Origin of the sequence: Sphingobacterium suaedae, from assembly GCF_042684625.1 — a bacterium.
GTDB classification, from domain to species: domain Bacteria; phylum Bacteroidota; class Bacteroidia; order Sphingobacteriales; family Sphingobacteriaceae; genus Sphingobacterium; species Sphingobacterium suaedae.
Window position 1 is genome coordinate 178,538 of the sequence record NZ_JBHULR010000003.1, and the last position, 24,314, is coordinate 202,851.

Genomic DNA, 24,314 nt, shown 5'->3' on the forward strand with positions numbered 1-24,314 from the left:
CCTTACTTTTGGAAAGCGTCAATCTTTGCTTGAAGTTCGGTAGATTTGGCCTCGTCTTGTTGAAAGTCATAGTATCCTTTCAAGCTTTTTAATGCATCTACATCTTCTGGGTTTAGCTCGACGACCTTTTCTAAATAAGGAAGTGCTTCTTTAATTTTCTCTTTTAAAGCGGCTACTTTCGTATTATAATCTGTATTAGAAAGGGTTTTATCTTCGTTGAGAGCATTAAGTTGATCCCGCACGCCATTAATAATTGTCGCTGCGGCATTTCTGTTGGCGTCGGAATAATTCGGATCGATTGAAACAGCCTTTTTATAAGCTTCTATTGCTTTGTCGTTATTATTGGCTGCTGAATGCGCGATGCCGAGATAATAATACAACGCTTTATTATTAGCATCTTTTGCGATCTGGTTCTCAATATCTGTGATGACTTTTGCTTCATTGCCGACGATAAGATTCAATTCGATATTCTGTACAGCGGCATCGTTATCATTCGGATAGGCCTGCGCTGCCTGTGCTGCATATTCTATTGCGCTTGCAGTGTCTTTTGCCGATAGATACAACTTTGGAAGATCAATCATCACGGACTTGTGTGAAGAAAATTCTTTCGCAGGTATCAGTTGTTTATACTTTTCAATAGCATTCGCGTAGTCCTGATTCTGAATAGCTGCTAATCCAGAATAATAGGTCAACGTTGTATCGCCAGGTAAAAATCCTAATGCACTATCGAAGGAAGCATAAGCGCTTTTAAAGTCTTGCTTTTCCCAAGCCGCAACGCCCTGATTGAAATTGAACTGGCCCAGTACCTGACCCGCCACTTTTATATTGTCGGCGTTTTTATTGTCGGCATCCAATTCTTTTGCTTTTTTTATACCTTCTGCAGCTGCAGTAGCAGCTTCTGCTGTATTGTTTAAGGATGCTAAATTCGCATTCACCAAAGCATAGACAGTCCACGCTTCAGGATCTTCTTTAGTCTTTTCATGTGCGACAGCCAAATCAATCGCTTCTTTCGCTGCGTCTAAATTACTTTTTCCAAGTTCAGCGGATCCTGCAGACTTTAATTCTTCAAATTTTTGTAGACTGCTTTTTGCCTTTCTGACATTACTGGTTTGTGCGAAAGTCGCTCCTCCCGCAGCAACTAGTAAGGAAAATACTATTGCTTTTTTTACATTCATATCTAATTATTTGATAGTTGATTCAATAATAATTTTACGCGATCTAATTGCATAAGATCCCCCGACTTCTCGTAATAAAGGGACAGGGACTTTAAAGCATTAACGTCATATGGACGAATTTCGTTTGCTTTCAACAATAAATTTTGTGCATGGTATTGGGCTTCTACATTATTTTCATCCTGAAGAAAGTCGTTTAGATAGATCAAGCCTAAAGCCAAGTTCGACTCATAATTGTTAGCATTCAACTGCAGCACCTGTTGATAATATCTTTTCGCGATGTCTTTGTTGCCTATTGTTTCGTTCGAATAGCCGGCGAGGTAATTTAACTCAATATTTTCTGGCTCGTACTTAATGGCTTCGTCAATAATCGGGACAATAGCTTTGTATTCGTTGTTTTGTGCAAACTCTTGCACTAAATTCATTAAGACATCCTTACTTTCCGGAAATTTTGTTCGTGCCGTTTGCAAGGTGTTTAATGCTCTTTGTTTATTGCCTGTTTTCCGATATACATTTACCAACTCTAAGTAGTTTTCTGCCGTCGCATTATCACTTTTCAGTATTTGGTCGTAGTAGGAGGCCGCAGCGTCATACTGTTCTGTTTGTACGGCTAGCAAGGCTAAATTGTAGGTCACGTCGTAGTTGGAAATTTCCAAATCCTTTACTTTCAAATAACTTTCGTATGCTCCTGCGTAATTCTGCTTTTGAAGCGCTTTATTTGCATTGTAAATATGCGCCGCAGCTAAATTTTGCTTTACATACTTCATTTCTGAAGCGTATTCTGTCAGTTCACGTTCCTTGATTTTGTTTAGCGCGTCGTACGTAATATCTATAGGATCCTTTGGATTCTTGATGGTTCGCAACGAATCTCCATAGGCCATTGAACTATAAATCATAGAGCGAAGCACATTAACCCGTGTGTTGGACGAATCTCGACGTGTTTTGTAAGCTGCATCAATGAATTTCTTGGCGTTTTCCAAGTTTTTGAGGTCGCCTGTCTGCGTATACAAAGCAAAACTATTGCTACTTTCTTTATAGTTCGATTGTGCAAACACATTCAGGGATGCCATTACAAGCATTCCTGAAAGCATCGTATACAAACGCATATTCTTCTTATTCGTCTTCGTTCGTGTCTGTCGTATCATGAGAAACTTCATTTTCACTATCTACATTCGATACATTTTCATCGAGTTCTTCGTCCTCTTCGCGCTCCACTTTCGTTATTGAAGCAATAGCGTCGGTGTCATTTAACGTGATTAATCGAACGCCTTGTGTAGCACGTCCCATAACGCGTAATGCATCTACACCGATCCGTATAACAATTCCGGATTTATTAATAATCATGAGGTCGTCATTATCAGTCACCCCTTTTATAGCTACAAGTTCACCTGTCTTATCCGTGACGTTAATCGTTTTCACGCCCTTGCCACCTCTATTAGTAACCCTATAGTCCTCGATGTCGGTACGTTTTCCATATCCTTTCTCGGATACGACCAATACGGTGGTCTCAGCACTATCTACAGCAATCATGCCAACAACTTCATCCGTATCGCTTGCCAATGTGATTCCGCGGACTCCAGTCGCTGTTCTACCCATAGGACGTACAGTAGATTCGTTGAACCGAATAGCACGTCCGGAGCGTAATGCCATAACAATTTCACTTGTTCCCGTTGTTAAGCATGCTTCGAGTAGCTCATCACCTTCGTTAATGTTAATGGCATTGATTCCATTCGCACGTGGTCGAGAATAGGCCTCAAGTGATGTTTTCTTGATTGTACCTTTTTTCGTACACATGATAATGAAATTGTTCTCTAGGTAGTCCTGATCCTTGAGGTTCGTGATCTTAATAAATGCTTTAATTTTTTCCTCTTTCGGCACATTGATGATATTTTGTAGTGCTCTTCCACGGGACGTGCGGCTGCCTTCCGGAATTTCAAAAGCTCGCAACCAGAAGCAACGGCCTTGATCCGTAAATAGCAGTAAATAATTATGTGCTGAGGCTGTAATGATGTGCTCTGTAAAATCTTCGTCGCGGGTAGATGAGCCGATTGCACCTTTTCCTCCACGCCCTTGACGACGATACTCTGTAAGCGGCGTCCGTTTAACGTAGGAGTTGTGGGAGATCGTAATGACGATTTCTTCATCGTCGATGAAATCTTCCATGCGCATATCTTCTGCAGAATGGACAATCATAGATCTTCGCTCGTCGCCATATTTCTCTTTTACCTCGGTCAACTCATCTTTGATAATTTTCATCCGAAGACTTTCGTCAGCAAGGACCTCTTTTAAATAATCGATGGTCTTCATCAATTCAGCGTACTCCTCTTTAATTTTGTCTCTTTCCAGTCCAGTTAGGCGGCGAAGAGTCATATCTAGTATGGCACGTGCTTGAATATCGGTAAGCCCAAATTTTTCCATCAACCCGACACGCGCGTCTTCTGGGGTGTCTGAATTCCGGATAAGACGAATAACTTCATCAAGATGGTCTAACGCAATCAAATACCCCTCTAGGATATGTGCGCGTTTTTCAGCTTCTGCCAACTCGTATTTCGTACGGCGGATGACCACCTCATGCCTATGTTCCACAAATTCGTGAATCATGTCTTTCAGATTCAGTAGCATTGGTCTGCCTTTAACCAGCGCAATGTTATTTACTGAAAATGAGGTCTGTAAAGCTGTATATTTATATAGATTATTTAAAACAACATTGGCATTCGCTTCGCGTTTGATTTCATAAACGATTCTAAAGCCTTCCCGGTCAGATTCGTCACGAATTGTAGCGATGCCTTCAATTTTTTTCTCGTTTACCAACTCCGCCGTTCGCTCGATCATGTTGGCTTTGTTGACCTGATAAGGAATCTCGGTTACAATGATGCATTCCCTGCCGTTTTTCAAGGTTTCAATTTCAGCTTTGCCACGCATAACGATTCGACCACGTCCGGTCTCGAACGCATCCTTGACTCCATTATACCCATAGATGATCCCGCCAGTTGGAAAATCTGGCCCTTTTATGTGCTGCATTAATTCTGCAATCTCAATATCTCTATTATCGATATAAGCAATAGTTCCGTCGACGACTTCGGTCAGATTATGTGGCGCCATATTGGTAGCCATACCCACGGCAATACCAGAAGCGCCGTTGACCAATAGGTTCGGGATACGCGTAGGCAGTACCGATGGTTCCTCCAAAGAGTCATCGAAGTTGAGTTGAAAATCTACGGTATCTTTATTAATATCAGAGAGCATTTCTTCGGCAATCTTCTTTAACCTTGCCTCTGTATAACGCATGGCTGCGGGGGGATCGCCATCGACTGATCCATAGTTACCCTGACCGTCTACCAATGGGTAACGCATGCTCCAGTCTTGAGCCAAACGTACCATCGCATCATATACCGAAGAGTCTCCGTGCGGGTGATACTTACCGAGCACATCTCCAACAATACGAGCCGACTTTTTGTAGGGTTTGCCACTGGTCACACCCAGATCTAACATACCATACAAAACGCGTCTGTGAACCGGTTTCATACCGTCTCGTGCATCCGGTAAAGCACGTGACACGATAACCGACATAGAATAATCTATGTAAGCAGACTTCATTTGGTCCTCAATGTTAATTGGAATGATCCTGTCGTTAGCAGGGACTAGATTGTTTTCGTTTTCTGTTTCTTCAGCCATATTTAATGTGGTTTCGATAAAGCTTAAGTGCAAACAACTTTGCACACATCGCATGCGAAGTTACGATTTTTTTTAATTTTAACCGATTATAAGAACGGCTAAAATTGCAGCCCTGTTGTGACGTCATCCGTCTATTTGGAGCGCCAATGGTTTGCTCGTATTTGCTGGGTATAATTCCAATTCATTGAGTGAAAGGACGCAAACGATTTAAGTATGTCATTTTAATATTAAAAAACCTAAATGATTGTTTATTTGTTAATAAATGTTTGCGAAATGTGAAAAAAATTAAAAAATATGCTATTTTTGCTTTTCATTTAGTCAAGAGGAGTCTAAATGATCTAGTTTAAATTATTTACTACTAATATCTTAACGATGAAACACAATTTTGGGGCAGGACCATGCATTCTTCCAAAGGAAGTATTTCAAGAAGCTTCACAGGCAGTTATTGAATTTAATAACACAGGGCTTTCCATTCTTGAAATATCGCACCGTTCCAAAGAATTTGAGCAGGTAGTTATCGAAGCGGAAGCGCTCGTTCGTGAACTTTTACATGTGCCGGAAAATTATTCTGTTTTGTTTTTGCAGGGCGGGGCAAGTCAACAGTTCGCGATGGTTCCAATGAACCTATTACCAGAAGGAGGGAAAGCAGCATACCTGGATACAGGTGTTTGGGCTTCTAAGGCAGCTAAAGAGGCGTCGAAGCTAGGAAATGTAGAAATCGTAGCCTCCTCATCGGATAAGAACTATACATATATCCCACAAGGATTTTCTGTCCCATCGGACGCTGCTTACTTTCACTTTACATCAAATAACACGATTTACGGAACGGAGATTTTTGAAAAGCCAGCTGTAGGCATCCCGACTGTCGTGGATATGTCTTCCGATATTCTGAGCAGAGTGATCAATGTTGCAGATTATGATTTAATCTATGCAGGTGCGCAAAAAAATATGGGCCCTGCGGGAGTAACCTTGGTCATTGTGAAAAATGAATTGTTCGGAAAGTCTGGGCGTACTGTTCCAACAATCTTTGACTATCAAGCTCATGCTAAGGCGGGCTCGATGTATAATACTCCACCTGTTTACTCCATATATGTATCGATGCTAAACTTACGTTGGTTGAAGGCAAAGGGAGGAGTAGAAGTAATTGAACAGGAAAATATCATCAAGGCGCGCACACTGTATGATGAAATTGATCGAAATCCATTCTTCAAGGGAACAGCGAATGTGGAGGATCGTTCCCGAATGAACATCACGTTTGTTATGGACACTCCGGAACAGGAAGCTGCATTCCTGAATTTGGCAAAGGAGCGGGGATTAGTTGGGATTAAAGGACACCGATCGGTAGGAGGATTCCGCGCGTCTGTTTATAATGCTTTGACAATTAGCTCTATCAACGCGTTGGTAGATACCATGCGTGAGTTTGAAGAAAAAACTAAATAATACGAAATGAGAATTTTAGCCAACGATGGTATTGACGCAGTAGGAAAGAAACTGTTGGAAGATGCTGGATTTGAAGTAGATACAAATCATATTCCTCAGGAGGAACTCGAGGAGAAACTAAAAGGGTACGACGCTATTACTGTACGTAGTGCCACAAAAGTTAGACAAGCGCTTATTGATGCTTGTCCAAACATCAAAGCCATTGGCAGAGGTGGTGTCGGTATGGATAATATTGATGTCGACTATGCACGTTCTAAAGGAATTGCCGTAATCAATACGCCAGCGGCATCATCTTTATCGGTTGCTGAGCTTGTTTTTGCACACCTGCTAAACGGGGTTCGTTTTGTGTACGATGCGAATCGTAAAATGCCCGTAGAGGGAGCTACTAATTTCGCGGGACTAAAGAAAGCATACGCGAAAGGAGTGGAACTGAGAGGTAAGACTTTAGGCGTTGTTGGTTTTGGAAGAATAGGACGCGAAACTGCAAAAGTTGCATTAGGCTTGGGAATGGATGTAATTTACACCGATTTGTTCGAAGGTCCGACATCGTTACCTTTATTGCTTTCAGGTGGGGTACAGGTAGATTTGCCTGTTTCTCAAGTGTCATTTGAGGAAGTACTTAAGCGGTCCGACTTTATCACATTACATGTGCCATTTTTGGATAAACCAGCAATAGGAAAGGAAGAGTTCACGCTGTTGAAAGATGGAGTGGGTTTAGTAAATGCATCCCGTGGAGGCGTTATCGACGAACTGGAGTTATTAAAAGCGTTAGACGCAGGAAAAGTTTCTTTTGCAGCCTTAGACGTATTCGATAATGAACCGACCCCTAGACAGGAATTGCTGAGCCATCCAAAGGTTTCTTTAACACCACATATCGGCGCAGCGACCAATGAAGCGCAAGAACGTATTGGCGTAGAATTAGCTTTACTACTGATTGACGCTCTGAAGAAGTAATTCTTCCGCATAATAATCTTTATGCGGCACAAAGCAATGATAAGCGTTTTGTGCCGCATTTTTGTTAATATAATAGTCTAAATAATTACTTTTACACGTTTTTAAGAATAGTATACTTCGAATTATGAAAATTTTAAAATTTGGCGGTACTTCCGTTGGTAGTGCCGAGCGAATCAAAGGGTTGTTGGATATTGTGAATCCTTCAGATCGTCAGATCGTGGTTTTATCTGCTGTCGCTGGGACTACGAATGCTTTGGTTGAAATTGGTCAAGCTTTCTTGGCCGGTAAGGAAGCTGAGGCATTGGCGCTTATCAAACAGCATAAGGACAAGTATGAAGGGCTCATAAGCGAATTATTCGCAACAGAAAAGGGGCTGGCTAAAGGGAAGAATCTGATTGATTATCATTTTAACTATATTTCCTCATTAGGTAATGAGATGTTTACACCAGTTGAGGAGAAAATAATCTTAGCACAGGGAGAACTGCTTTCGACAGCATTGTTTCATTTTCATCTAGAAGAAATCCAAGTGCCTTCCGTGCTATTGCCGGCATTGGATTTCATGAAAATAGATGAAGACAATGAGCCTATGGTCGATTATATCGGTGAAAAGTTAACGAGCTTATTGAATAGCTATACGGAGAATACGCTTTTTATTACGCAGGGGTATATTTGTCGAAATTCTTTTGGAGAGATAGATAATTTACGGCGAGGAGGATCGGATTATACAGCGTCCCTAATCGGGGCTGCGATACGTGCCGAGGAGGTGCAAATATGGACAGATATAGATGGTATGCACAATAACGATCCGCGTGTCGTAAAAAATACAACACCAATAGCCAATCTAAGTTTTGATGAAGCAGCAGAATTGGCCTATTTTGGAGCCAAAATTTTGCATCCACAGAGCGTTTTTCCTGCACAGAAGTATAATGTGCCAGTTCGTTTGCTAAATACGATGGATCCGCAAGCAGCGGGTACATTGATTAGCAAAGAGGGTGGAAAAACCGGTCAAATACGAGCCATCGCGGCGAAAGACGGCATTACCGCTATCCACATCCAATCATCCAGAATGCTACTGGCATACGGTTTTTTACGCAAAGTCTTTGAAATTTTCGAACGCTACAAAACACCGATTGATATGATCACGACATCTGAAGTGGCTGTTTCTTTAACGATTGATGATACCAAACATCTTGGTGATATTGTGAAGGAAGTGGAAGACTTCGGGTCTGTTCACGTAGACCACAATCAGACGATTGTTTGTATAGTGGGTGATTTTAGCGCAAATACGCACGGATATGCTGCACGTGTATTAGACGCCGTAAAACATCTGCCGTTACGTATGGTTTCCTATGGTGGATCCGATTACAATGTCTCGTTGTTATTGGACGCTGATCATAAAGTGGAAGCGCTTCGTTCATTGCATAATAGATTGTTTTAGCGTATGTTATTTTCTAGAAAATTACACGGTCAGTTAGCAGGTTTGGAAACGCCGTTTTATTATTACAACCTCAGTTTACTTCAAGAAACGTTGGATAGCGCTAAAAAAGCCGCGGATAAACGTGGATTTCACGTACACTATGCGTTGAAGGCTAATTTCAATGATCGATTATTGAAGTCTATTCAAGCTAGTGGATTTGGAGCTGATTGTGTGAGTGGTAATGAGGTGCAGAAAGCTATCGATATGGGATTTGATGCGGGAAAGATTACGTTTGCGGGGGTTGGCAAATCTGACAAGGAAATCATTTTGGCCCTGAACCATCACATTTTTGCATTTAATGTCGAATCTATTCAGGAGATGGAAGTGATTAACGAGTTGGCTGGCCAATTAGGCGTCAAGGCGAATGTTTCATTACGGATAAATCCAAATGTTGACGCACACACCCATCATTATATTACGACAGGACTGGATGAGAATAAGTTCGGCGTGCCAACTTCGGAGTTGGAGCGAGCCGCTTCTGTTATCCGCAACGCAGCCCATGTCGAACTGATAGGTTTGCATTTTCATGTGGGATCACAGATTACAGACATGAATGTTTTTAAAAGCCTCTGTGTTAAAGTTAACGAATGGAAAAGTTGGTTTGAAGAGCGGGGAACAGTAATCAAGGTTTTAAACGTGGGTGGGGGACTAGGGGTAGATTATCATCATCCCGATGAACAACCGATTCCGGACTTTGATACTTACTTTGATATTTTTGACAAGTTTTTGGAGCGCGGGCCACATCAAGAAGTACACTTCGAATTAGGCCGTGCACTCGTAGCACAATGCGGGTCACTAGTGAGTAAAGTGCTTTACACGAAAAGTGGCGTAAAAAAACATTTTTTGGTACTTGATGCGGGGATGACGGAATTGATGAGGCCGGCTTTGTATCAAGCATACCACAAAATGGAGCGTGTTGGCGAGACGGAAGAGCCGATAGTCAACTATGATGTTGTTGGTCCTATTTGTGAAAGCTCAGACTGTTTTGGTAAAGAGGTTCCTTTGCCAGAATCCAAGCGTGGGGACCTAATCGCTATACGGACTGCTGGTGCCTACGGCGAAGTGATGGCATCCCGATACAATTTGAGAGAAGAGATCCGTTACGTTTACAGCGATACGATATAATTTGTTCTATTAACAGCATTAAAAGCCCTGACAATTTTATAATTGATCAGGGTTTTTATTATGCGTCCAACTTGCTGATTTTAAAAATAAATCCGGCAGTCAAAATTAATCGGTAAGACTATCGTCGTTCAATTAGAAGGAGCCGGAAGAGGCTATATGTGCTTTTTGCTCGGTAAGTTAATATTGCTGGCTCGCAAGGTAAACGTATTAAAATAAGCTCGGCTGCCAATCGTATTGACGGCGGATAATAATTTGGATCCTATGGATAAAACAGTTGACTTGATATCGCTGGTAAATAGTTTTTAGAAGAAACATTTTTAATAGATAACCGAAATTTACTACGGAATATATCCCAAGTTTGAGAAAACAGGATACTGGGCATGATATTGACGCAGTGCAGGCTCCTATCTTAAGAATTCGACGTTGTCAATAGCATATAAACGTTGGATTTCTTAACTTGTGACTCTTCAGCATGTATAGTTTATTTTAACTCTTTTTATGAAAAAAATATTCTTATTTCTTGTACTACCTTTATGTGTTCAAGCACAGACAAAGAGATTGATCGATTACGTATCTCCCATCATAGGCACAGCAAAAATGGGGCATACGTTTCCAGGTGCGACAGTCCCGTTTGGTGCCGTACAGTTGAGCCCGGATACCGACACGATTCCGTACGCCGTAAACGGGAAATACAATGGCGAAGTATATCGATATTGTGCAGGATATCAATACGACGACCCGACCATCGTGGGGTTTAGTCACACCCATTTTAGCGGGACAGGGCATTCCGATTTGGGTGATTTACTTATTATGCCAACAGTAGGAAAGATCCAACTAAACCCCGGGACAGCAGATCGTCCTGAGGATGGTTACCGGTCGCGTTATACTCATGATAAAGAAATTGCCCGGGCCAATTACTACCGTGTACTTTTAGAAGATCCTAACGTATTGGCAGAAATGACGGCGTCTGCGCGTGTAGGTTTTCATCGGTATACATTTCCGAAATCAAACGAAGCACACCTGATTTTAGATTTGAAGTCAGGCATTTACAATTACGATAATAAGAATGTTTGGACTGTTGTACGCGTGGCAAATGACTCCCTGCTTACGGGCTACATGCAATCGAACGGATGGGCGCGAACCCGGACCATATATTTTGCGATTCGCTTTTCCAAATCTTTTAAGAACTATGGCGCCTCATTTGCGGATAAGAATCAACCTTACAAAGGATTTTGGAGGAAATTCGATCAGACATCAAATTTCCCTGAGCTTGCTGGCCGAAACATGAAAATGCATTTTGATTTCGACACGGAAGAAGGCGAAGAAGTACAGTTAAAAGTCGCCATTAGCCCTGTAAGCATGCGCAATGCATTGGCAAACATGGATGCCGAAGTTCCTGATTGGAATTTCAATGAAGTGAGACGGAAAGGAGAAGAACTTTGGGAAGCGGAATTGCAGAAAATAAAGGTGGAAATGATGTCATCGGATGACTACGTGAATTTTTATACCGCTATGTATCATGCTGCGTTGATGCCCACGATGTACATGGACACAAATGGGGAGTATAAAGGTCTTGATCAAGAAGTCCATCGGGCTGACGGATTTACGAACTATACATCATTCTCACTTTGGGACACGTTTAGAGCTTTTCATCCCTACTTGAATCTAATAAATCCCAAACGTAATGCAGATATGGTTGCCTCGATGATGGCGCACTACGATCAAAGCGTGTTACACATGTTGCCCATTTGGTCGCATTACGCAAACGACAATTGGTGTATGAGCGGTTATCATGCCGTATCCGTCGTGGCCGACGCTATAATTAAGGGCATATACACAGGCGATGCCGAGAAAGCATTAGCAGCATGCGTTAGCACAGCGAATACAAGGCGATATGAGGGAATCGGCGCTTATATTGACCTAGGATTCGTTCCCGATGAAGTTTCCGCGACTTCCGTTTCAAACACGTTAGAGTATGCTTATGACGACTGGTGCATCGCTCAATTGGCTAAACATCTACAAAAAGAAGAACTGTACAACACATTTATTACACGTTCTGAATATTGGCGTAATCTCTTCGACACGCGTATTGGTTTTATGCGCCCGAAGAATGCTAAAGGGGAATTCAGAAAAAATTTTGACCAACTGGAAACACACGGACAAGGGTTCATCGAGGGAAATACATGGAACTACAGCCTTTATGTGCCGCATAATCCCCAGGGTTTAATGGAACTTATGGGAGGCAAGGATAGCTTGGGAAATTATTTGGACTCTTTGTTCACCATGCATTTGCCAGATAAATTTTTCGCTAATACCGAGGATATCACGCGGGAAGGGATTATCGGAAATTATGTACATGGAAATGAGCCCGCCCATCACGTAGTTTACCTACACAATCTTGCAGGAATTCCATGGAAAGGGCAGGAGCGTATTCGTTTGATTCTCCGGAACCAATATCATACAGGCTATGATGGATTAGGAGGAAATGATGATTGCGGACAAATGAGCGCTTGGTATTTATTTAGTGCCCTAGGATTTTATCCGGTGAGTCCTGCATCTGTAGAATATTGGATAGGGAGTCCACTTGTAAAGTCAGCGAAGGTGACACTTCATAACGGGAAAACGTTCGAAATAGAAACCATTAATCAACGGGAAAAACATGTATATGTGAAAGAAGTTAGGCTAAACGGTAAAGTTTTGGATGGTTACCTACTGCGGCACGAAGATATCCTTGCCGGTGGAAAGCTTACCTTCGTGATGAGCGGCACACCAAAGAAAAGTGGCTTTTAGAAGTTCAGGGGAAGTAGGAAGACGGAGCTAGTTCCCCTGAAGCTTCAGTTATTTCATATTAATCACTTGGTCAACAATATATCTCGTATTTCCGCGCCATGGTAGGACGCCATGGTATTCCTTATAATGGAGATCAAAATATTTTCCACTGTTTAATTCCAATACATGAAAGATAGAATCATTTTCTATTGAAAACTCGAATTCATTACTCGATATTCCAGTGCCGGTTTTTGCGCTTCCAAAACCTTCTTGGATAAGCTTGCCTTCGTATGTTTTAAATAGATTTCCTTTTTTTACCGCAAAGTTTAAATAGCCTGACTTAACGCCCTCACCAAATACGAAGTAATATTTGTAGTAGACGTACCCTGCACATATAAGCAAAGCGATGATAAGTATCCAACTGAAAATTTTACCAAACTTTCCGGATCTTTTTTGGGGGGATTGATATGTTGATTCCATGTTGATGATTTGACGGTTTTTTAAGGACCTATTGTTTTACTTTATTTTTTATAACTAAACCATTTTATCAGTTCTTTAAGGCTCGCCTTTTTTCCATACATCAATATTCCTACTCTGTAAATCCTGGCAGCAATCCATGTTGTGAACAGAAAACCTATTACGAGACAAACCAAAGATACGACAATTTGCCAGGTGGGTACACCGAAAGGAACGCGTACCAGCATCGCAATGGGCGACGTGAACGGAATAAAACTAAGCCATGTGGCGATGCTCCCGTTTGGATCATTGACCAACACCCCAAACGATAAAACATACGTTAGCAGTAAGGGCATCGTAATTGGCATCGTAAATTGTGTCGCCTCTGTTTCACTATCGACAGCAGAACCTACAGCTGCAAACAATGCACTATACAAGAAATATCCCCCAAGAAAAAACAAGAAAAAGCAAACGAGCAATTCAGAAACGTTGATAGATTGAAATGCTGCGGCTAAATCAAATCCTTGATCTGCTTGTAAAAGTTGATCCTGTTGAAGGGAATTTTTAGCAACCTGGGAAGCCATGTCGTTCTGATCAACGAGCATGGTTGTCGCTACACTGGTTAAGGCGAACGTTAAGAGCAACCAAAGTAAGAACTGGGTAAGACCGACGAGGCCGATACCAATAATTTTACCCATCATGAGCTGGAAAGGCTTCACGGAAGATATCACTATTTCAACGATACGGCTCGTCTTTTCTTCTATGATTCCACGCATAACTTGTGCACCATACAGAAAAAGAGATAGATAAACCAGTACAGATAAAGCCATACTTATCCCCATAGCCATTTCGGTATGACTTTCCTTGGCCTCTCCCTCTTCTGTCAGTTCCTTAGCCGAGATGGTAATCCGGTCGTTGACACCGCGTATGCTATCGATATCAAATCCGAGTTTGGCATATTCTTCTGTTCGGACAATTTCCTTTAACTGATCGCGAATCTCTCCTTGCATCGTGATATTTGGTTTTCCGGAAGAGAGAAGCTCCACACTTCGAATCTTAAAAAAGTCTTTTGGAATGATGAGCAAGCTGGTGTTATCAGCCATCGTTTTGAGGTGGTTGACCGGCTTTTGGAGTTCAATATTGGACCGTGTATACGTAATATTACGATTGCTTTTAAGTCGCGGCGCTATTGTTCCTTCTTGGTCGACGACATGTACTAACGCGTGAGAATCTTCAAAACTTTTCTTTGTTAGGAAAAAAATGCCCACATACATGCCAATAAAAAACAACGGAACCAAAAACGTCGTTAATAAAAAAGATCGCTTTCGAACCCTACTCACATATTCCCTTTGTATGATAAGAATGATTTTATTCATTTTTTGCTTGATTAATTTGTGGCTATGGTATTAGTCACTTTATCGATAAAAATATCGTGCATAGACGGTATTATTTCTGTTACGCTTCGGATATTTACTTGATGTATAAGCTGTAGTAATGCGTCATTTAATGTAAAACGTTTGTCTAGCTGGAGCTTAATTTCTAGTTCATCGTTTCGTCGAACGCAATCGATAACTTGGAAAACATCTTGATCTTGTACTTTAAAACCGGAAGATATATGTTCAGTACACTTGACCGCATACGTATGATTTTGATATGACTTTTTGATGTCGCTCACTGCTCCATCTACTATTTTTCGGGATTTATTAATCAAAGCAATATGATCGCATAACTCTTCCACCGATTCCATGCGATGTGTCGAATAAATGATGGTCGCTCCTTTTTTATTTAGTTCCAATATCTCTTGTTGAATGATTTGGGCATTTACCGGATCGAATCCCGAGAAAGGTTCATCCAGTATGATCAAATCAGGTTCATGTACCACGGTGGCCACAAACTGTACCTTCTGTTGCATTCCTTTACTGAGATCTTCTACCTTTTTATCCCACCAAGATTCTATACCTAGTTTTTCAAACCAATACGTTATTTTCTGTGTAGCATCTGATTTACCTAACCCTTTTAATTGTGCTAGATAAAGCATTTGTTCTCCGATGCGCATTTTCTTATAAAGACCACGCTCCTCTGGGAGGTAGCCTATACGTTCAATATGTTTGGGATGAAGGCGTTCACCATCAAAGAAGATTTCGCCGCTATCTGGAGCCGTGATCTGATTGATAATTCGGATTAAGGAAGTTTTTCCAGCCCCGTTTGGTCCCAGTAGGCCAAATATACTACCAACGGGCACCGTTACCGACACATCGTCCAGCGCGCGGTGGTTGCTATATTGTTTAACAATATTTCTTATTTCAAGCATTGGTTACTAAATTTTCTTAAATTAAGTGAAAAATACCCAAACATTACAGTACTGGTGAAAAAAAAACTATTGCTTTTAGCAATTGTATTTTTTTACCTTTGTGATATGCTTATAAAATCTGCTGAATTTGTATGTAGCAATACAAATGTGGGACAACTGCCTGCGCCGACTTTGCCGGAGTATGCCTTCATTGGTCGGTCGAATGTAGGGAAGTCTTCACTAATTAATGCGCTTACAAACCGAAAGGGCTTAGCTAAGACATCGCAAAAGCCGGGCAAAACGCAACTGATTAATCATTTTGTTATTAACGGGGACTGGTATTTGGTAGACTTACCCGGATATGGTTTTGCACAAACTTCAAAGAAAAACAGGGCGGAGTGGGAAAAATTTATCCGTCAATATTTAACGAAACGTGACAATTTGCAATGTGTATTTGTTTTGATAGACAGTCGGCATGAACCACAACGCATTGATCTCAATTTTTGTTGTTGGTTAGGGGAGCAAGGTTTACCGTTTATGCTTGTGTTTACCAAGGCGGATAAGCAATCTATGGTAAAGTCAGATCAAAATATAGCTAAATTCAAAAAGGCACTATTGACATGGTTTGAAGAGGTACCTCTTGTCTTTTTAACGTCTGCGGAGACAAAAGCCGGGACGGATAGTATCCTCGGAACGATAGGCGAAATAAACGAAAATTTTGTTCCTCCTCCGTCGGTATAGTATCATGAAGAAATATATGTCCCTCGTGCTTTTTGCACATAGTATCTTTGCATTACCGTTTGCGCTGATTGGTTTTTTTCTAGCTTTGCAAACCACTGCACATACGTTCGATTGGAAAAAACTGTTGTTGATGTTGGTATGTATGGTTTCGGCGCGAAGTGCTGCAATGGCATTTAATCGTTTCCTTGATAGAGATATCGACGCAATAAATCCGCGCACCGCCATGCGTGACATACCTGCGGGCCGGATTTCTCCAAAGAATGCCATCGGATTTACTTTTTTTAGCTGTTTGCTGTTCATTGCCGCAACATACTTTATAAACACCCTCTGTTTTTATTTGTCTCCGGTCGCACTCTTTGTTGTGTTATTTTATAGTTACACCAAACGCTTTACGCCGTTGTGCCACTTGGTGCTGGGAGTAGGCCTCGGTCTAGCTCCAATAGGTGCCTACCTTGTGGTAACGAATCAGTTTAACATCATACCAATATTTTACGGTATAGCGGTGATGTGCTGGTCTGGTGGTTTTGATATCATTTATGCGCTTCAAGATGAAGAGTTCGATCGATCTCATGGACTAAATTCTATTCCTGCATATTTTGGTGGGAAAATAGCATTGCATATCTCCGAAGGATTACATGTGTTGTCGTTTGTTTTTGTGCTTCTTCCCATGTTTTACATGACTGTCGGTTGGTTTTACTATATAGGTCTGTTATTTTATGGAACATTGTTAATCTATCAGCATCGTATTGTAAGCCCAACAGATTTAAGTAGGGTAGACAGAGCATTTATGACGACGAACGGTATTGCGTCGGTCATATTCGCCTTTTTCTATTTGATAGATATTGTTTTTTTGACATAGTACGATATTATTTATTTTTTTCGGGATGAAGTAACAAAAATTATTGTCATTCCATTTTGAAATAGCTTTATTTGCAGAAATCATTCATTTAAATGGCAAAAAACTTACTGATTGTAGAGTCCCCGGCTAAGGCCAAAACGATAGAAGGATATTTAGGCAAAGACTTTTTAGTGAAGTCTAGTTACGGCCATATCCGGGATCTAGTGAAGACGGACGATGCGATAGATACGCAGAATAATTTTAAACAAAAATATGAGGTACCGTCAGATAAAAAGGCGGTAGTTAGCGAATTAAAAAAACTTGCAAAGGATGCCGAGATGGTTTGGCTAGCCTCCGATGAGGATCGAGAAGGAGAAGCTATTTCTTGGCACCTGTATGAAACCTTGTCTTTAAGAGATGAGAAGACAAAACGTATCGTATTTCACGAAATCACCAAACCGGCCATTCTTAAAGCGATTGAGCAACCCCGAAAGATCGATTTTAATTTGGTGAATGCGCAACAGGCACGTAGGGTACTTGATCGGTTGGTGGGGTTTGAATTATCTCCAGTTTTGTGGCGAAAGGTGAAACCCTCCCTTTCTGCGGGACGCGTGCAGTCCGTCGCTGTAAGGCTTATTGTAGAACGCGAACGGGAGATTAATAAATTTGAGGCGGAGGCATCTTTCAAAATCGTTGCGCAATTTTCGACAGGTAAGGTTCGGGAGATGTTTAAAGCTGAGTTGCCGAAACGCTTTGAGAAAAAAGAGGACGCGTATCTGTTCTTGAACGACTGCCTTGAGGCCGCATTTGAGATCAACTCGTTAGAGAAAAGACCGGCTAAACGCACTCCAGCAGCGCCTTTTACGACATCAACCCTACAGCAGGAGGCCAGTAGAAAACTCGGATTTTCGGTGGCTCGTACAATGCAGGTTGCGCAACGACTCTACGAGGCTGGGCGTATTACCTATATGCGTACAGATTCCGTCAATTTAAGCGATACCGCTATTCAAGCGGCACAACAGGAAATTGTGAATGCGTACGGCGAAAAATATCATAAGTTACGGCGATATAAAACTAAAGCTGCGGGTGCTCAAGAAGCACACGAGGCAATTCGCCCAACATACTTTTCGGATCATAGCATTGATGGAGACAACGCTGAGCGACGATTATACGAGTTGATTTGGAAACGAGCCATCGCATCTCAGATGAGCGAAGCGGAGTTTGAAAAAACAACTGCAAAGATTGGTGTATCGACGAGAAAAGAAGAGCTAGTTGCGACGGGTGAGGTAATGAAGTTTGATGGATTTCTGAAGGTCTACATGGAATCGACGGATGATGATTCAGATCTTGTAGCGGATCAGGACGGTGATAATGCATTACTACCACCATTGGATAAAGGACAGCTTCTGGAATTGAAAGCTATGACAGCTACGGAACGATTTTCTCGTCCTCCGGCACGCTATACAGAGGCCTCGTTGGTGAAAAAACTGGAAGAATTGGGAATAGGCAGACCGTCAACGTACGCACCAACAATATCGACAATTCAAAATAGGGGCTACGTGGTCAAAGAGGACCGTGATGGTCGCGAAAGGAAATATGTCGTATTGAGTAAGCTCGATAAAAAAATTGTAGAAGAAATAAGAACGGAAACAACGGGGGCTGAGCGATCTAAAATGTTCCCTACTGATATAGGCGTTCTTGTCAACGACTTCTTAGTGGAGCATTTCAATGACATTATTGATTACCATTTCACAGCGAAGGTAGAGAAAGAGTTTGACGAGATCGCTCAAGGAGATAAGGAATGGACGGAGATGCTGAAAGACTTCTACGGCCCATTTCATGACGGAATTCAAGATACGTTAGAAAATGCGGACCGTGCAACACACGAACGAGACCTTGGAGTTGACCCTGTGTCGGGAAAACCTGTGAGTGTGCGGGTCGGTCGTTTCGGCCCTTTGGTGCAAATTGGCACAGCAGATGATGAGGAAAAACCTCGGTTTGCCTCTTTGAGAAAGGGGCAAATGATCGAAACGATTACGTTCGAAGAAGCCATGGATCTTTTTAAATTGCCCAAGAAGGTGGGGGAATTCGAAGATAAGGAAATGACGGTAGCGATCGGTCGCTTCGGTCCCTATATTCGACATGCTAGTGCATTTTATTCGTTGCCAAAAGGCATCGATCCCATGGATGTTACGCAAGAAGAAGCGATCCAAATTATACAGGATAAACGACAGAAAGATATTGAGAAGATAATTCGTGTTTTCGAGGAAAACCCGGAGGCACAAATTGAAAACGGACGTTGGGGGCCTTTCGTACGTTTCGGCAAACAAAACCTGAAGATTCCTAAAGGCACAGATATAGAGAAGATTACTTATGAAGATGTGTTAAAGTGGGCAGCTGCCGATCCTAAAAGTAAATCAACCAGCACTAAAAAATCAGCTGGAAAAGCACCGCGTAAAGCAGCAAGTAAAACGACAAAAGTTAAAAAATAGGGCATGAAGAAAGATCTGCCGGAAAATGTTGTAGAAGATATATCCATCGCCGTTGTGCTGGAAGGTGAAACTCCAACATCGAAAGTTTGGAATGTGTATTTAATTAACGAAAAACCGTGCCCGATTGTAAACGTTTTGGTATCATCCAAAGGATATGGGAAGAAGGACGGCAATGAAGTAAAGACAACTACGTTGAGGCACTTTTTAGGGGATATACCGAGTTCCAGTTCAGTAAAAATTGAGGCGATCGATACTCAAGTATTTGGTTTAACAAATGAATATTGGCTAAGTTATTATATTGACAAGACGATTTATGATAAAAAATATATCTTTTTGCCAGAGAGTATTGTCGATGAAAATTTGATTAAAGTTCCATTGGTAAATAAGCCAGGGATTGTCATAGGGGGAAGCAAATAATGTCTAGACAAAATTTTATTATCGCCATTGATGGTTTTTCTTCCTGCGGCAAAAGTACGGTGGCAAAAGCATTAGCTAAAAAGCTCCATTTCGTATTCGTAGACAGCGGGGCCATGTACCGAGCGGTAACCTTGTATTTTCTGCGTGAAGGCGTAGATGTGACAAATGCCGAAGCGGTGCATGCGGCGTTGGCAAATATACATATCGATTTCATACCAAATATGGATAAAATCCAGATTCTCCTCAATGAAGAAGATGTCTCAGAAGAGATTCGAACCATGTATGTATCCGAGAAGGTCAGTGAAATTAGCACGATTAAGGAGGTGCGACAAGCCATGGTGGCCCAGCAACAAAAACTAGGACGGCGTCGTAATATCGTTATGGACGGTCGGGACATCGGCACAACTGTATTTCCAGACGCCGATCTGAAGATATTTATGACGGCGAGTCCCAGTGTACGTGCCGAACGTAGATTTGCCGAATTGGCAGCAAAAGGCGAAAAGGTATCGATGGATGATGTAAAATATAACCTCGCGCATCGCGACCATATTGATAGTACTCGGCAGGAAAGTCCGTTGCGTCAAGCTGAAGATGCATTTGTCTTGGACAATTCCGATCTTACGCAAGACGAACAATTGTCGATCGTTCTGCAAGAGTACGAAAAACGTAGGCAACAGAAAAAGGGAAACGTATAAGCGTTTCCCTTTTTTTAACATGTTCCAATTGGCGGGTTACAGGGAGTCAGCGAAATAGCTCCGAATGGTTACCTCATCTTCTTTTATCTGTTCTTTCATTGCTTCTAGTGAATCAAACCAACGGTCGTGTCGGATAAACTTTAGAAATTTTACGCGCAAGGTCTTGGTGTAAATATCATCTTTAAAATCCAACAGGTTAATTTCTATTTTTCGGTTCATGCCATCCACGGTAGGGCGTGTGCCTATATAAGCCATACCCTTAGTTATGCGTTCCGGTTCGGGATGTATGTAATTACCCGTTTGAATTGATGGAACATTCGGATAGATCTCCGCTTCCACGGCATAAATTCCGTACGCTGGAATAAGTTTATGTGCTTCGTGCACATTTAGATTTGCGGTAGGAAAACCAATCTCCCGTCCAATCTGGTCACCTCGGATCACAGTTCCCGTTAACTCAAAAGGGTATCCGAGATATTTATTTGCGGTTTCGATATCTCCTTTAATCAAAGATTCGCGAATCCGTGTCGAAGACACAGCTACATCTTCAATATCCTGCTCCGGAATTTGTTCTACCGAGTAGTCGTAGATATCGGCGTAATGTTTTAGATCTTTAATAGAACCCCGCCGATCTTTTCCAAAATGATGGTCGTAACCGATGACAATTTGTTTCGTTCCGAGACGCCCCACCAAAACATTACTAATGTATTCTTCAGGTGTTTGATTAGAAAAATCCCGTGTGAAGGGAGTGATGATCAAATGATCGATTCCCGATAATGCTAGTCTATGCGTTTTTTCTTCGATATCATTGATCAGTCGTAGATTATCATCATTCGGATTAATAATAAGGCGAGGATGAGGAAAGAATGTTAATAAAACCGTTTCACCTGTTGATTCTTGTGCGCACTCTTTTAACTTCGATAAAATTTTTTGATGACCTATATGTACGCCATCAAAGGTTCCGATAGTAACCACAGCATTTGATAAGGTCTCAAACTCATCTAAGCTTCTGTATATTTTCATTCCTGGTGTAGGATTTTAAGTCTAATGATTTACCGTTTTTTGTAATTTAATCTTTTGAATTAAATCTTGCAAATTCCAAGCATTATCGACATGAAAGTTGCCACTTTTTGTACGTTTAAGTGCGCTGAGGTGGGCTCCGATTCCTAATGCTTTACCGAAGTCATGTGCGATAGACCGAATGTAAGTACCCTTCGAGCATGTAATGCGAAAATAAACGGCGGGCAACTCTATCTTTTCGATCTGAAATTCTTGAATGACAATACGACGAGATTTGAGCGCTACTTCTTCACCTCGTCTGGCCTTCTCATAAACCCGTTCCCCATTGATTTTAATAGCCGAATGGGCGGGAGGATACTGTTGTTGTTCACCTATAAAATTACTTGCTGTGGAGCGGATGTCCTCCTCGGTAATTTGTGTATAGTCAAACGTCGCATCGATGGCTGTTTCAAGATCATAAGAAGGGGTGGTAGCACCCAACGTAATAACACCAGTGTATTCTTTATCTTCTGCTTGAAAGGAATCTATTTTTTTCGTGAATTTACCAGTGCAAATAATTAATAGTCCCGTGGCCAATGGATCAAGTGTGCCCGCGTGTCCCACTTTTATTTTTTCCGGTTTCATTGAATTCCGGAGTTTACCCACTACATCAAAACTTGTCCATTCCAAAGGTTTATCGATTAGTAAAATCTCGCCTTCTGCAAACTGGAATGGAGAAGAATTCGTCTCTTCTGTTGTATTTGCCATTTAAATAATCTGCAGACTATGTCCGCTCAATAAAAGTACAATAATCACTAATCCCACCACAATACGATACCAACCAAAAGCTTTGAAGCCATATTTGGTAAGTACATTGATAAACGACTTAATTGCAATAATGGCTACAACAAATCCTACCAGATTTCCGACAAGCAAGAGATTAATCTCTTCTCCTGTAAACGCATGCCCCTCTTTTAAAAACTTAAATAATTTAACGACAGACGCTCCAAGCATCATTGGGATTGCTAGAAAGAAAGAGAATTCTGCTGCTGCTTTCCGGGTCAAATTCTGTGTCATGGCCCCCACAATGGTACTTGCTGATCGCGAGGTGCCCGGAATCAAAGCAAGGCACTGGTATAAACCGATGATAAACGACTGTTTATACGAGATCTTGTCCGAATTATCGATCTGCGGCTTATTGAACCACCTGTCTACAAATAGTAAGATAATCCCGCCAACAACCAACATTACACCAACCATTAATGGGCTTTCTAATAAGGAATCTATGAAGTCGTTTAACACCAAACCTAGTATGGATGCTGGTATGGCTGCTACGACAAGCTTATAATAGAAATTCAAAGACTTAAAGAAACGCTTGAAATAAAGAACTAATACAGATAAGATCGTTCCCAATTGTATGACAATCGTGAATAGTTTGACAAATGGAGAAGGTTCCATTCCCATCAATGCTGTTCCGATAATCATATGACCTGTGGAAGAGACAGGTAAAAATTCTGTTAATCCTTCAATGATTGCTAAAACAATCGCCTGAAAATAGGTCATTATTCTTGAATATTTTTCTTTTTCGGTTTATATAAAATTGCTACAAAACCAAGGGCGAATCCCAAAACGACGACGAAAGGGGCCAAGGTAATCTTTGTAAAACTATAAATGTCTTCTTTACCCATCATCAGGATAAATCCGAGTGCAACAACCGCTATACTTGCTATAAACAATTGGTAATTAACTTTTTCGAAGGCAAAGCCGACTTTTCCTGTTGACGATACATTTTTTTGTTTCTTTTCAGACATGGTTGATAGTTTTAACGATATAAACTGTGTGACTTGGCTCTAAGATATTTGGTGACAGCGAAGTATGTACTGAATCCCGATATGAGCACTCCTAATGCAACGACAATTAAAAATATTGCGCCGAATTCGTACCAATTGCGAAGGAATACCAAATCGGGAATCTGTTTTTGCGCAAATTGTAAGGTGAATATTAATAACAAGATAGCGATTAACGCCCCAAGTAAACCGTGGAAGATACCATAAAATAAATACGGTTTACGAATAAAATTCTTAGTAGCACCGATCAGTTGCATGCTTTTGATCAAGAAGCGTTGCGAGTATATCGCTAAACGGATGGTGTTGTTAATCAATGCTACAGCGATAATGAGAAGTACGACCGTGAACGCTAAAATAACCATACCAATAATACGGATATTTTTGTTGACCATATCGATTAACGATTCTTGGAAAACGACCTCCTTAACTCGACTGTTTTTTGACGCTTTCTGTATAAATGTCTGTATGCTGTCCGTATTGGCATACTGTTCTTTTAAGTAAACGTCAATCGATGGCAGTAATGGGTTGTGGCCTAAATACTCCACGAAGTCTTCGCCCAGATCTTCTTTTAAGTTTTTCGCTGCCAGCTCTTTACTGATGTATTCGGTTCGCAATACGTAGGGATCCTTTTCAATATCTTTTTGCATAGCAAGAACATCACCCTCGTTGACGTTGTCATTGACAATAATGTTCAAGACGATATTCTCCTTTACGTATTTGGAAAGATTCTTTGCATGTACCAAGATCAGTCCTAGTAGTCCCGTCATCAACAAGACCAGCGCGATGCTGATTACCGTGGAGACATAAACAGATTTAGTTTTCTTTCGTGGTGAACCCTCTTCGTATGTTGACATATCGTGTTTCTAATCTATTTTGATGCGAAAGTAAATAATAATGCGCATTTACGAAATATTTTCATGTAATATCTTC

At 41.3% G+C, this 24,314-nt stretch carries 21 protein-coding genes; 10 read left to right on the top strand and 11 right to left on the bottom strand.

Translation table 11 applies throughout. The annotated features are described in order from the left end of the window. Positions 1-2: 2 nt before the first annotated feature. From ACFSR5_RS04120 to gyrA, 3 genes are read right to left on the bottom strand one after another with little or no spacing between them, the layout of a single operon-like run. Positions 3-1,175: a tetratricopeptide repeat protein gene (locus ACFSR5_RS04120; RefSeq protein WP_380900998.1), complete on the bottom strand. Its 1,173-nt coding sequence runs from the start codon at positions 1,173-1,175 to the stop codon at positions 3-5. A 2-nt stretch (positions 1,176-1,177) separates the two neighbouring features. Further along, positions 1,178-2,317 (bottom strand): tetratricopeptide repeat protein, encoded by a 1,140-nt coding sequence (locus ACFSR5_RS04125; protein WP_380901000.1) that lies wholly within the window; start codon positions 2,315-2,317, stop codon positions 1,178-1,180. Then, positions 2,286-4,847 (bottom strand): DNA gyrase subunit A, encoded by a 2,562-nt coding sequence (gene gyrA / locus ACFSR5_RS04130; RefSeq protein ID WP_380901002.1) that lies wholly within the window; start codon positions 4,845-4,847, stop codon positions 2,286-2,288. The genes ACFSR5_RS04125 and gyrA overlap by 32 nt, the downstream gene beginning before the upstream one ends. A 372-nt stretch (positions 4,848-5,219) precedes the next feature. Between gyrA and serC the strand changes: the two genes are divergently transcribed. The 5 genes from serC to ACFSR5_RS04155 all read left to right on the top strand — a co-directional run bounded on the left by serC (position 5,220) and on the right by ACFSR5_RS04155 (position 12,633). Further along, positions 5,220-6,287 carry a 3-phosphoserine/phosphohydroxythreonine transaminase gene (serC, locus tag ACFSR5_RS04135; RefSeq protein WP_380901004.1) on the top strand — a complete coding sequence of 356 codons (1,068 nt, stop codon included), beginning with the start codon at positions 5,220-5,222 and terminating at the stop codon, positions 6,285-6,287. 6 nt (positions 6,288-6,293) lie between these two features. Then, positions 6,294-7,241 (top strand): D-2-hydroxyacid dehydrogenase, encoded by a 948-nt coding sequence (locus tag ACFSR5_RS04140; protein WP_380901006.1) that lies wholly within the window; start codon positions 6,294-6,296, stop codon positions 7,239-7,241. Positions 7,242-7,365: 124 nt separating this feature from the next. Beyond that, positions 7,366-8,679, top strand: a complete 1,314-nt coding sequence (locus tag ACFSR5_RS04145; RefSeq protein WP_380901008.1) for an aspartate kinase — start codon at positions 7,366-7,368, stop codon at positions 8,677-8,679. A gap of 3 nt (positions 8,680-8,682) precedes the next feature. Continuing rightward, entirely contained in the window at positions 8,683-9,843 is a 1,161-nt protein-coding gene (lysA, locus tag ACFSR5_RS04150; protein WP_380901010.1) for a diaminopimelate decarboxylase, read from the top strand. A 498-nt stretch (positions 9,844-10,341) separates the two neighbouring features. Continuing rightward, positions 10,342-12,633: a GH92 family glycosyl hydrolase gene (locus ACFSR5_RS04155; protein WP_380901012.1), complete on the top strand. Its 2,292-nt coding sequence runs from the start codon at positions 10,342-10,344 to the stop codon at positions 12,631-12,633. Positions 12,634-12,681: 48 nt separating this feature from the next. On the opposite strand, the gene ACFSR5_RS04160 is transcribed toward ACFSR5_RS04155, so the two are convergent. Genes ACFSR5_RS04160 through ACFSR5_RS04170 form a run of 3 tightly spaced genes read right to left on the bottom strand, consistent with a single transcriptional unit; the run spans position 12,682 to position 15,379 of the window. Then, a complete protein-coding gene (locus ACFSR5_RS04160; RefSeq protein WP_380901014.1) occupies positions 12,682-13,092 on the bottom strand; it encodes a hypothetical protein in 411 nt (136 codons plus the stop codon). 41 nt (positions 13,093-13,133) lie between these two features. Beyond that, positions 13,134-14,444, bottom strand: coding sequence for an ABC transporter permease (locus ACFSR5_RS04165; RefSeq protein WP_380901016.1), 1,311 nt, complete (start codon positions 14,442-14,444; stop codon positions 13,134-13,136). An 11-nt stretch (positions 14,445-14,455) separates the two neighbouring features. Continuing rightward, the gene (locus ACFSR5_RS04170) at positions 14,456-15,379 is read right to left on the bottom strand and encodes an ABC transporter ATP-binding protein (RefSeq protein WP_380901018.1); all 924 of its coding nucleotides are present in this window, start codon (positions 15,377-15,379) and stop codon (positions 14,456-14,458) included. A 105-nt stretch (positions 15,380-15,484) separates the two neighbouring features. Here ACFSR5_RS04170 and yihA point away from each other — a divergent pair, with 105 nt between their 5' ends. The 5 genes from yihA (at position 15,485) to cmk (ending at position 20,541) form a co-directional block, all read left to right on the top strand. Further along, positions 15,485-16,099, top strand: coding sequence for a ribosome biogenesis GTP-binding protein YihA/YsxC (yihA, locus tag ACFSR5_RS04175; RefSeq protein ID WP_380901020.1), 615 nt, complete (start codon positions 15,485-15,487; stop codon positions 16,097-16,099). Between the two features lie 4 nt (positions 16,100-16,103). Continuing rightward, positions 16,104-16,958 (top strand): 4-hydroxybenzoate octaprenyltransferase, encoded by an 855-nt coding sequence (locus tag ACFSR5_RS04180; protein WP_380901022.1) that lies wholly within the window; start codon positions 16,104-16,106, stop codon positions 16,956-16,958. 92 nt (positions 16,959-17,050) lie between these two features. Continuing rightward, positions 17,051-19,429 (top strand): type I DNA topoisomerase, encoded by a 2,379-nt coding sequence (gene topA, locus ACFSR5_RS04185; protein ID WP_380901024.1) that lies wholly within the window; start codon positions 17,051-17,053, stop codon positions 19,427-19,429. 3 nt (positions 19,430-19,432) lie between these two features. After that, positions 19,433-19,846, top strand: a complete 414-nt coding sequence (locus ACFSR5_RS04190) for a hypothetical protein (RefSeq protein ID WP_380901026.1) — start codon at positions 19,433-19,435, stop codon at positions 19,844-19,846. Further along, positions 19,846-20,541 (top strand): (d)CMP kinase, encoded by a 696-nt coding sequence (gene cmk, locus ACFSR5_RS04195; protein ID WP_380901028.1) that lies wholly within the window; start codon positions 19,846-19,848, stop codon positions 20,539-20,541. The genes ACFSR5_RS04190 and cmk overlap by 1 nt, the downstream gene beginning before the upstream one ends. Positions 20,542-20,577: 36 nt before the next feature. Here the strand turns inward: cmk and ACFSR5_RS04200 are convergent, their stop codons facing one another. Genes ACFSR5_RS04200 through ACFSR5_RS04220 form a run of 5 tightly spaced genes read right to left on the bottom strand, consistent with a single transcriptional unit; the run spans position 20,578 to position 24,238 of the window. Further along, on the bottom strand, positions 20,578-21,561 hold the full coding sequence (locus ACFSR5_RS04200) for a bifunctional riboflavin kinase/FAD synthetase (RefSeq protein ID WP_380901030.1): 984 nt from the start codon (positions 21,559-21,561) through the stop codon (positions 20,578-20,580). Positions 21,562-21,582: 21 nt separating this feature from the next. After that, the gene (truB, locus tag ACFSR5_RS04205; protein ID WP_380901032.1) at positions 21,583-22,305 is read right to left on the bottom strand and encodes a tRNA pseudouridine(55) synthase TruB; all 723 of its coding nucleotides are present in this window, start codon (positions 22,303-22,305) and stop codon (positions 21,583-21,585) included. Continuing rightward, positions 22,306-23,100, bottom strand: coding sequence for an undecaprenyl-diphosphate phosphatase (locus ACFSR5_RS04210; RefSeq protein ID WP_380901034.1), 795 nt, complete (start codon positions 23,098-23,100; stop codon positions 22,306-22,308). Continuing rightward, complete coding sequence (locus tag ACFSR5_RS04215) at positions 23,100-23,348, bottom strand: DUF3098 domain-containing protein (protein WP_380901036.1); 249 nt, start codon at positions 23,346-23,348, stop codon at positions 23,100-23,102. The genes ACFSR5_RS04210 and ACFSR5_RS04215 overlap by 1 nt, the downstream gene beginning before the upstream one ends. A gap of 11 nt (positions 23,349-23,359) precedes the next feature. Beyond that, positions 23,360-24,238 (bottom strand): cell division protein FtsX, encoded by an 879-nt coding sequence (locus ACFSR5_RS04220; RefSeq protein ID WP_380901038.1) that lies wholly within the window; start codon positions 24,236-24,238, stop codon positions 23,360-23,362. Between the last annotated feature and the right edge of the window lie 76 nt (positions 24,239-24,314).

Coding starts and splice junctions, on each gene's coding strand:
- ACFSR5_RS04155 (WP_380901012.1), top strand. CDS start 10,342: ATGAAAAAAATATTCTTATTTCTTGTACTACCTTTATGTGTTCAAGCA.
- ACFSR5_RS04145 (WP_380901008.1), top strand. CDS start 7,366: ATGAAAATTTTAAAATTTGGCGGTACTTCCGTTGGTAGTGCCGAGCGA.
- topA (WP_380901024.1), top strand. CDS start 17,051: ATGGCAAAAAACTTACTGATTGTAGAGTCCCCGGCTAAGGCCAAAACG.
- cmk (WP_380901028.1), top strand. CDS start 19,846: ATGTCTAGACAAAATTTTATTATCGCCATTGATGGTTTTTCTTCCTGC.
- lysA (WP_380901010.1), top strand. CDS start 8,683: ATGTTATTTTCTAGAAAATTACACGGTCAGTTAGCAGGTTTGGAAACG.
- ACFSR5_RS04165 (WP_380901016.1), bottom strand. CDS start 14,444: ATGAATAAAATCATTCTTATCATACAAAGGGAATATGTGAGTAGGGTT.
- ACFSR5_RS04180 (WP_380901022.1), top strand. CDS start 16,104: ATGAAGAAATATATGTCCCTCGTGCTTTTTGCACATAGTATCTTTGCA.
- ACFSR5_RS04220 (WP_380901038.1), bottom strand. CDS start 24,238: ATGTCAACATACGAAGAGGGTTCACCACGAAAGAAAACTAAATCTGTT.
- yihA (WP_380901020.1), top strand. CDS start 15,485: ATGCTTATAAAATCTGCTGAATTTGTATGTAGCAATACAAATGTGGGA.
- ACFSR5_RS04125 (WP_380901000.1), bottom strand. CDS start 2,317: ATGATACGACAGACACGAACGAAGACGAATAAGAAGAATATGCGTTTG.
- truB (WP_380901032.1), bottom strand. CDS start 22,305: ATGGCAAATACAACAGAAGAGACGAATTCTTCTCCATTCCAGTTTGCA.
- ACFSR5_RS04120 (WP_380900998.1), bottom strand. CDS start 1,175: ATGAATGTAAAAAAAGCAATAGTATTTTCCTTACTAGTTGCTGCGGGA.
- ACFSR5_RS04170 (WP_380901018.1), bottom strand. CDS start 15,379: ATGCTTGAAATAAGAAATATTGTTAAACAATATAGCAACCACCGCGCG.
- ACFSR5_RS04200 (WP_380901030.1), bottom strand. CDS start 21,561: ATGAAAATATACAGAAGCTTAGATGAGTTTGAGACCTTATCAAATGCT.
- serC (WP_380901004.1), top strand. CDS start 5,220: ATGAAACACAATTTTGGGGCAGGACCATGCATTCTTCCAAAGGAAGTA.
- ACFSR5_RS04210 (WP_380901034.1), bottom strand. CDS start 23,100: ATGACCTATTTTCAGGCGATTGTTTTAGCAATCATTGAAGGATTAACA.
- ACFSR5_RS04215 (WP_380901036.1), bottom strand. CDS start 23,348: ATGTCTGAAAAGAAACAAAAAAATGTATCGTCAACAGGAAAAGTCGGC.
- ACFSR5_RS04140 (WP_380901006.1), top strand. CDS start 6,294: ATGAGAATTTTAGCCAACGATGGTATTGACGCAGTAGGAAAGAAACTG.
- gyrA (WP_380901002.1), bottom strand. CDS start 4,847: ATGGCTGAAGAAACAGAAAACGAAAACAATCTAGTCCCTGCTAACGAC.
- ACFSR5_RS04190 (WP_380901026.1), top strand. CDS start 19,433: ATGAAGAAAGATCTGCCGGAAAATGTTGTAGAAGATATATCCATCGCC.
- ACFSR5_RS04160 (WP_380901014.1), bottom strand. CDS start 13,092: ATGGAATCAACATATCAATCCCCCCAAAAAAGATCCGGAAAGTTTGGT.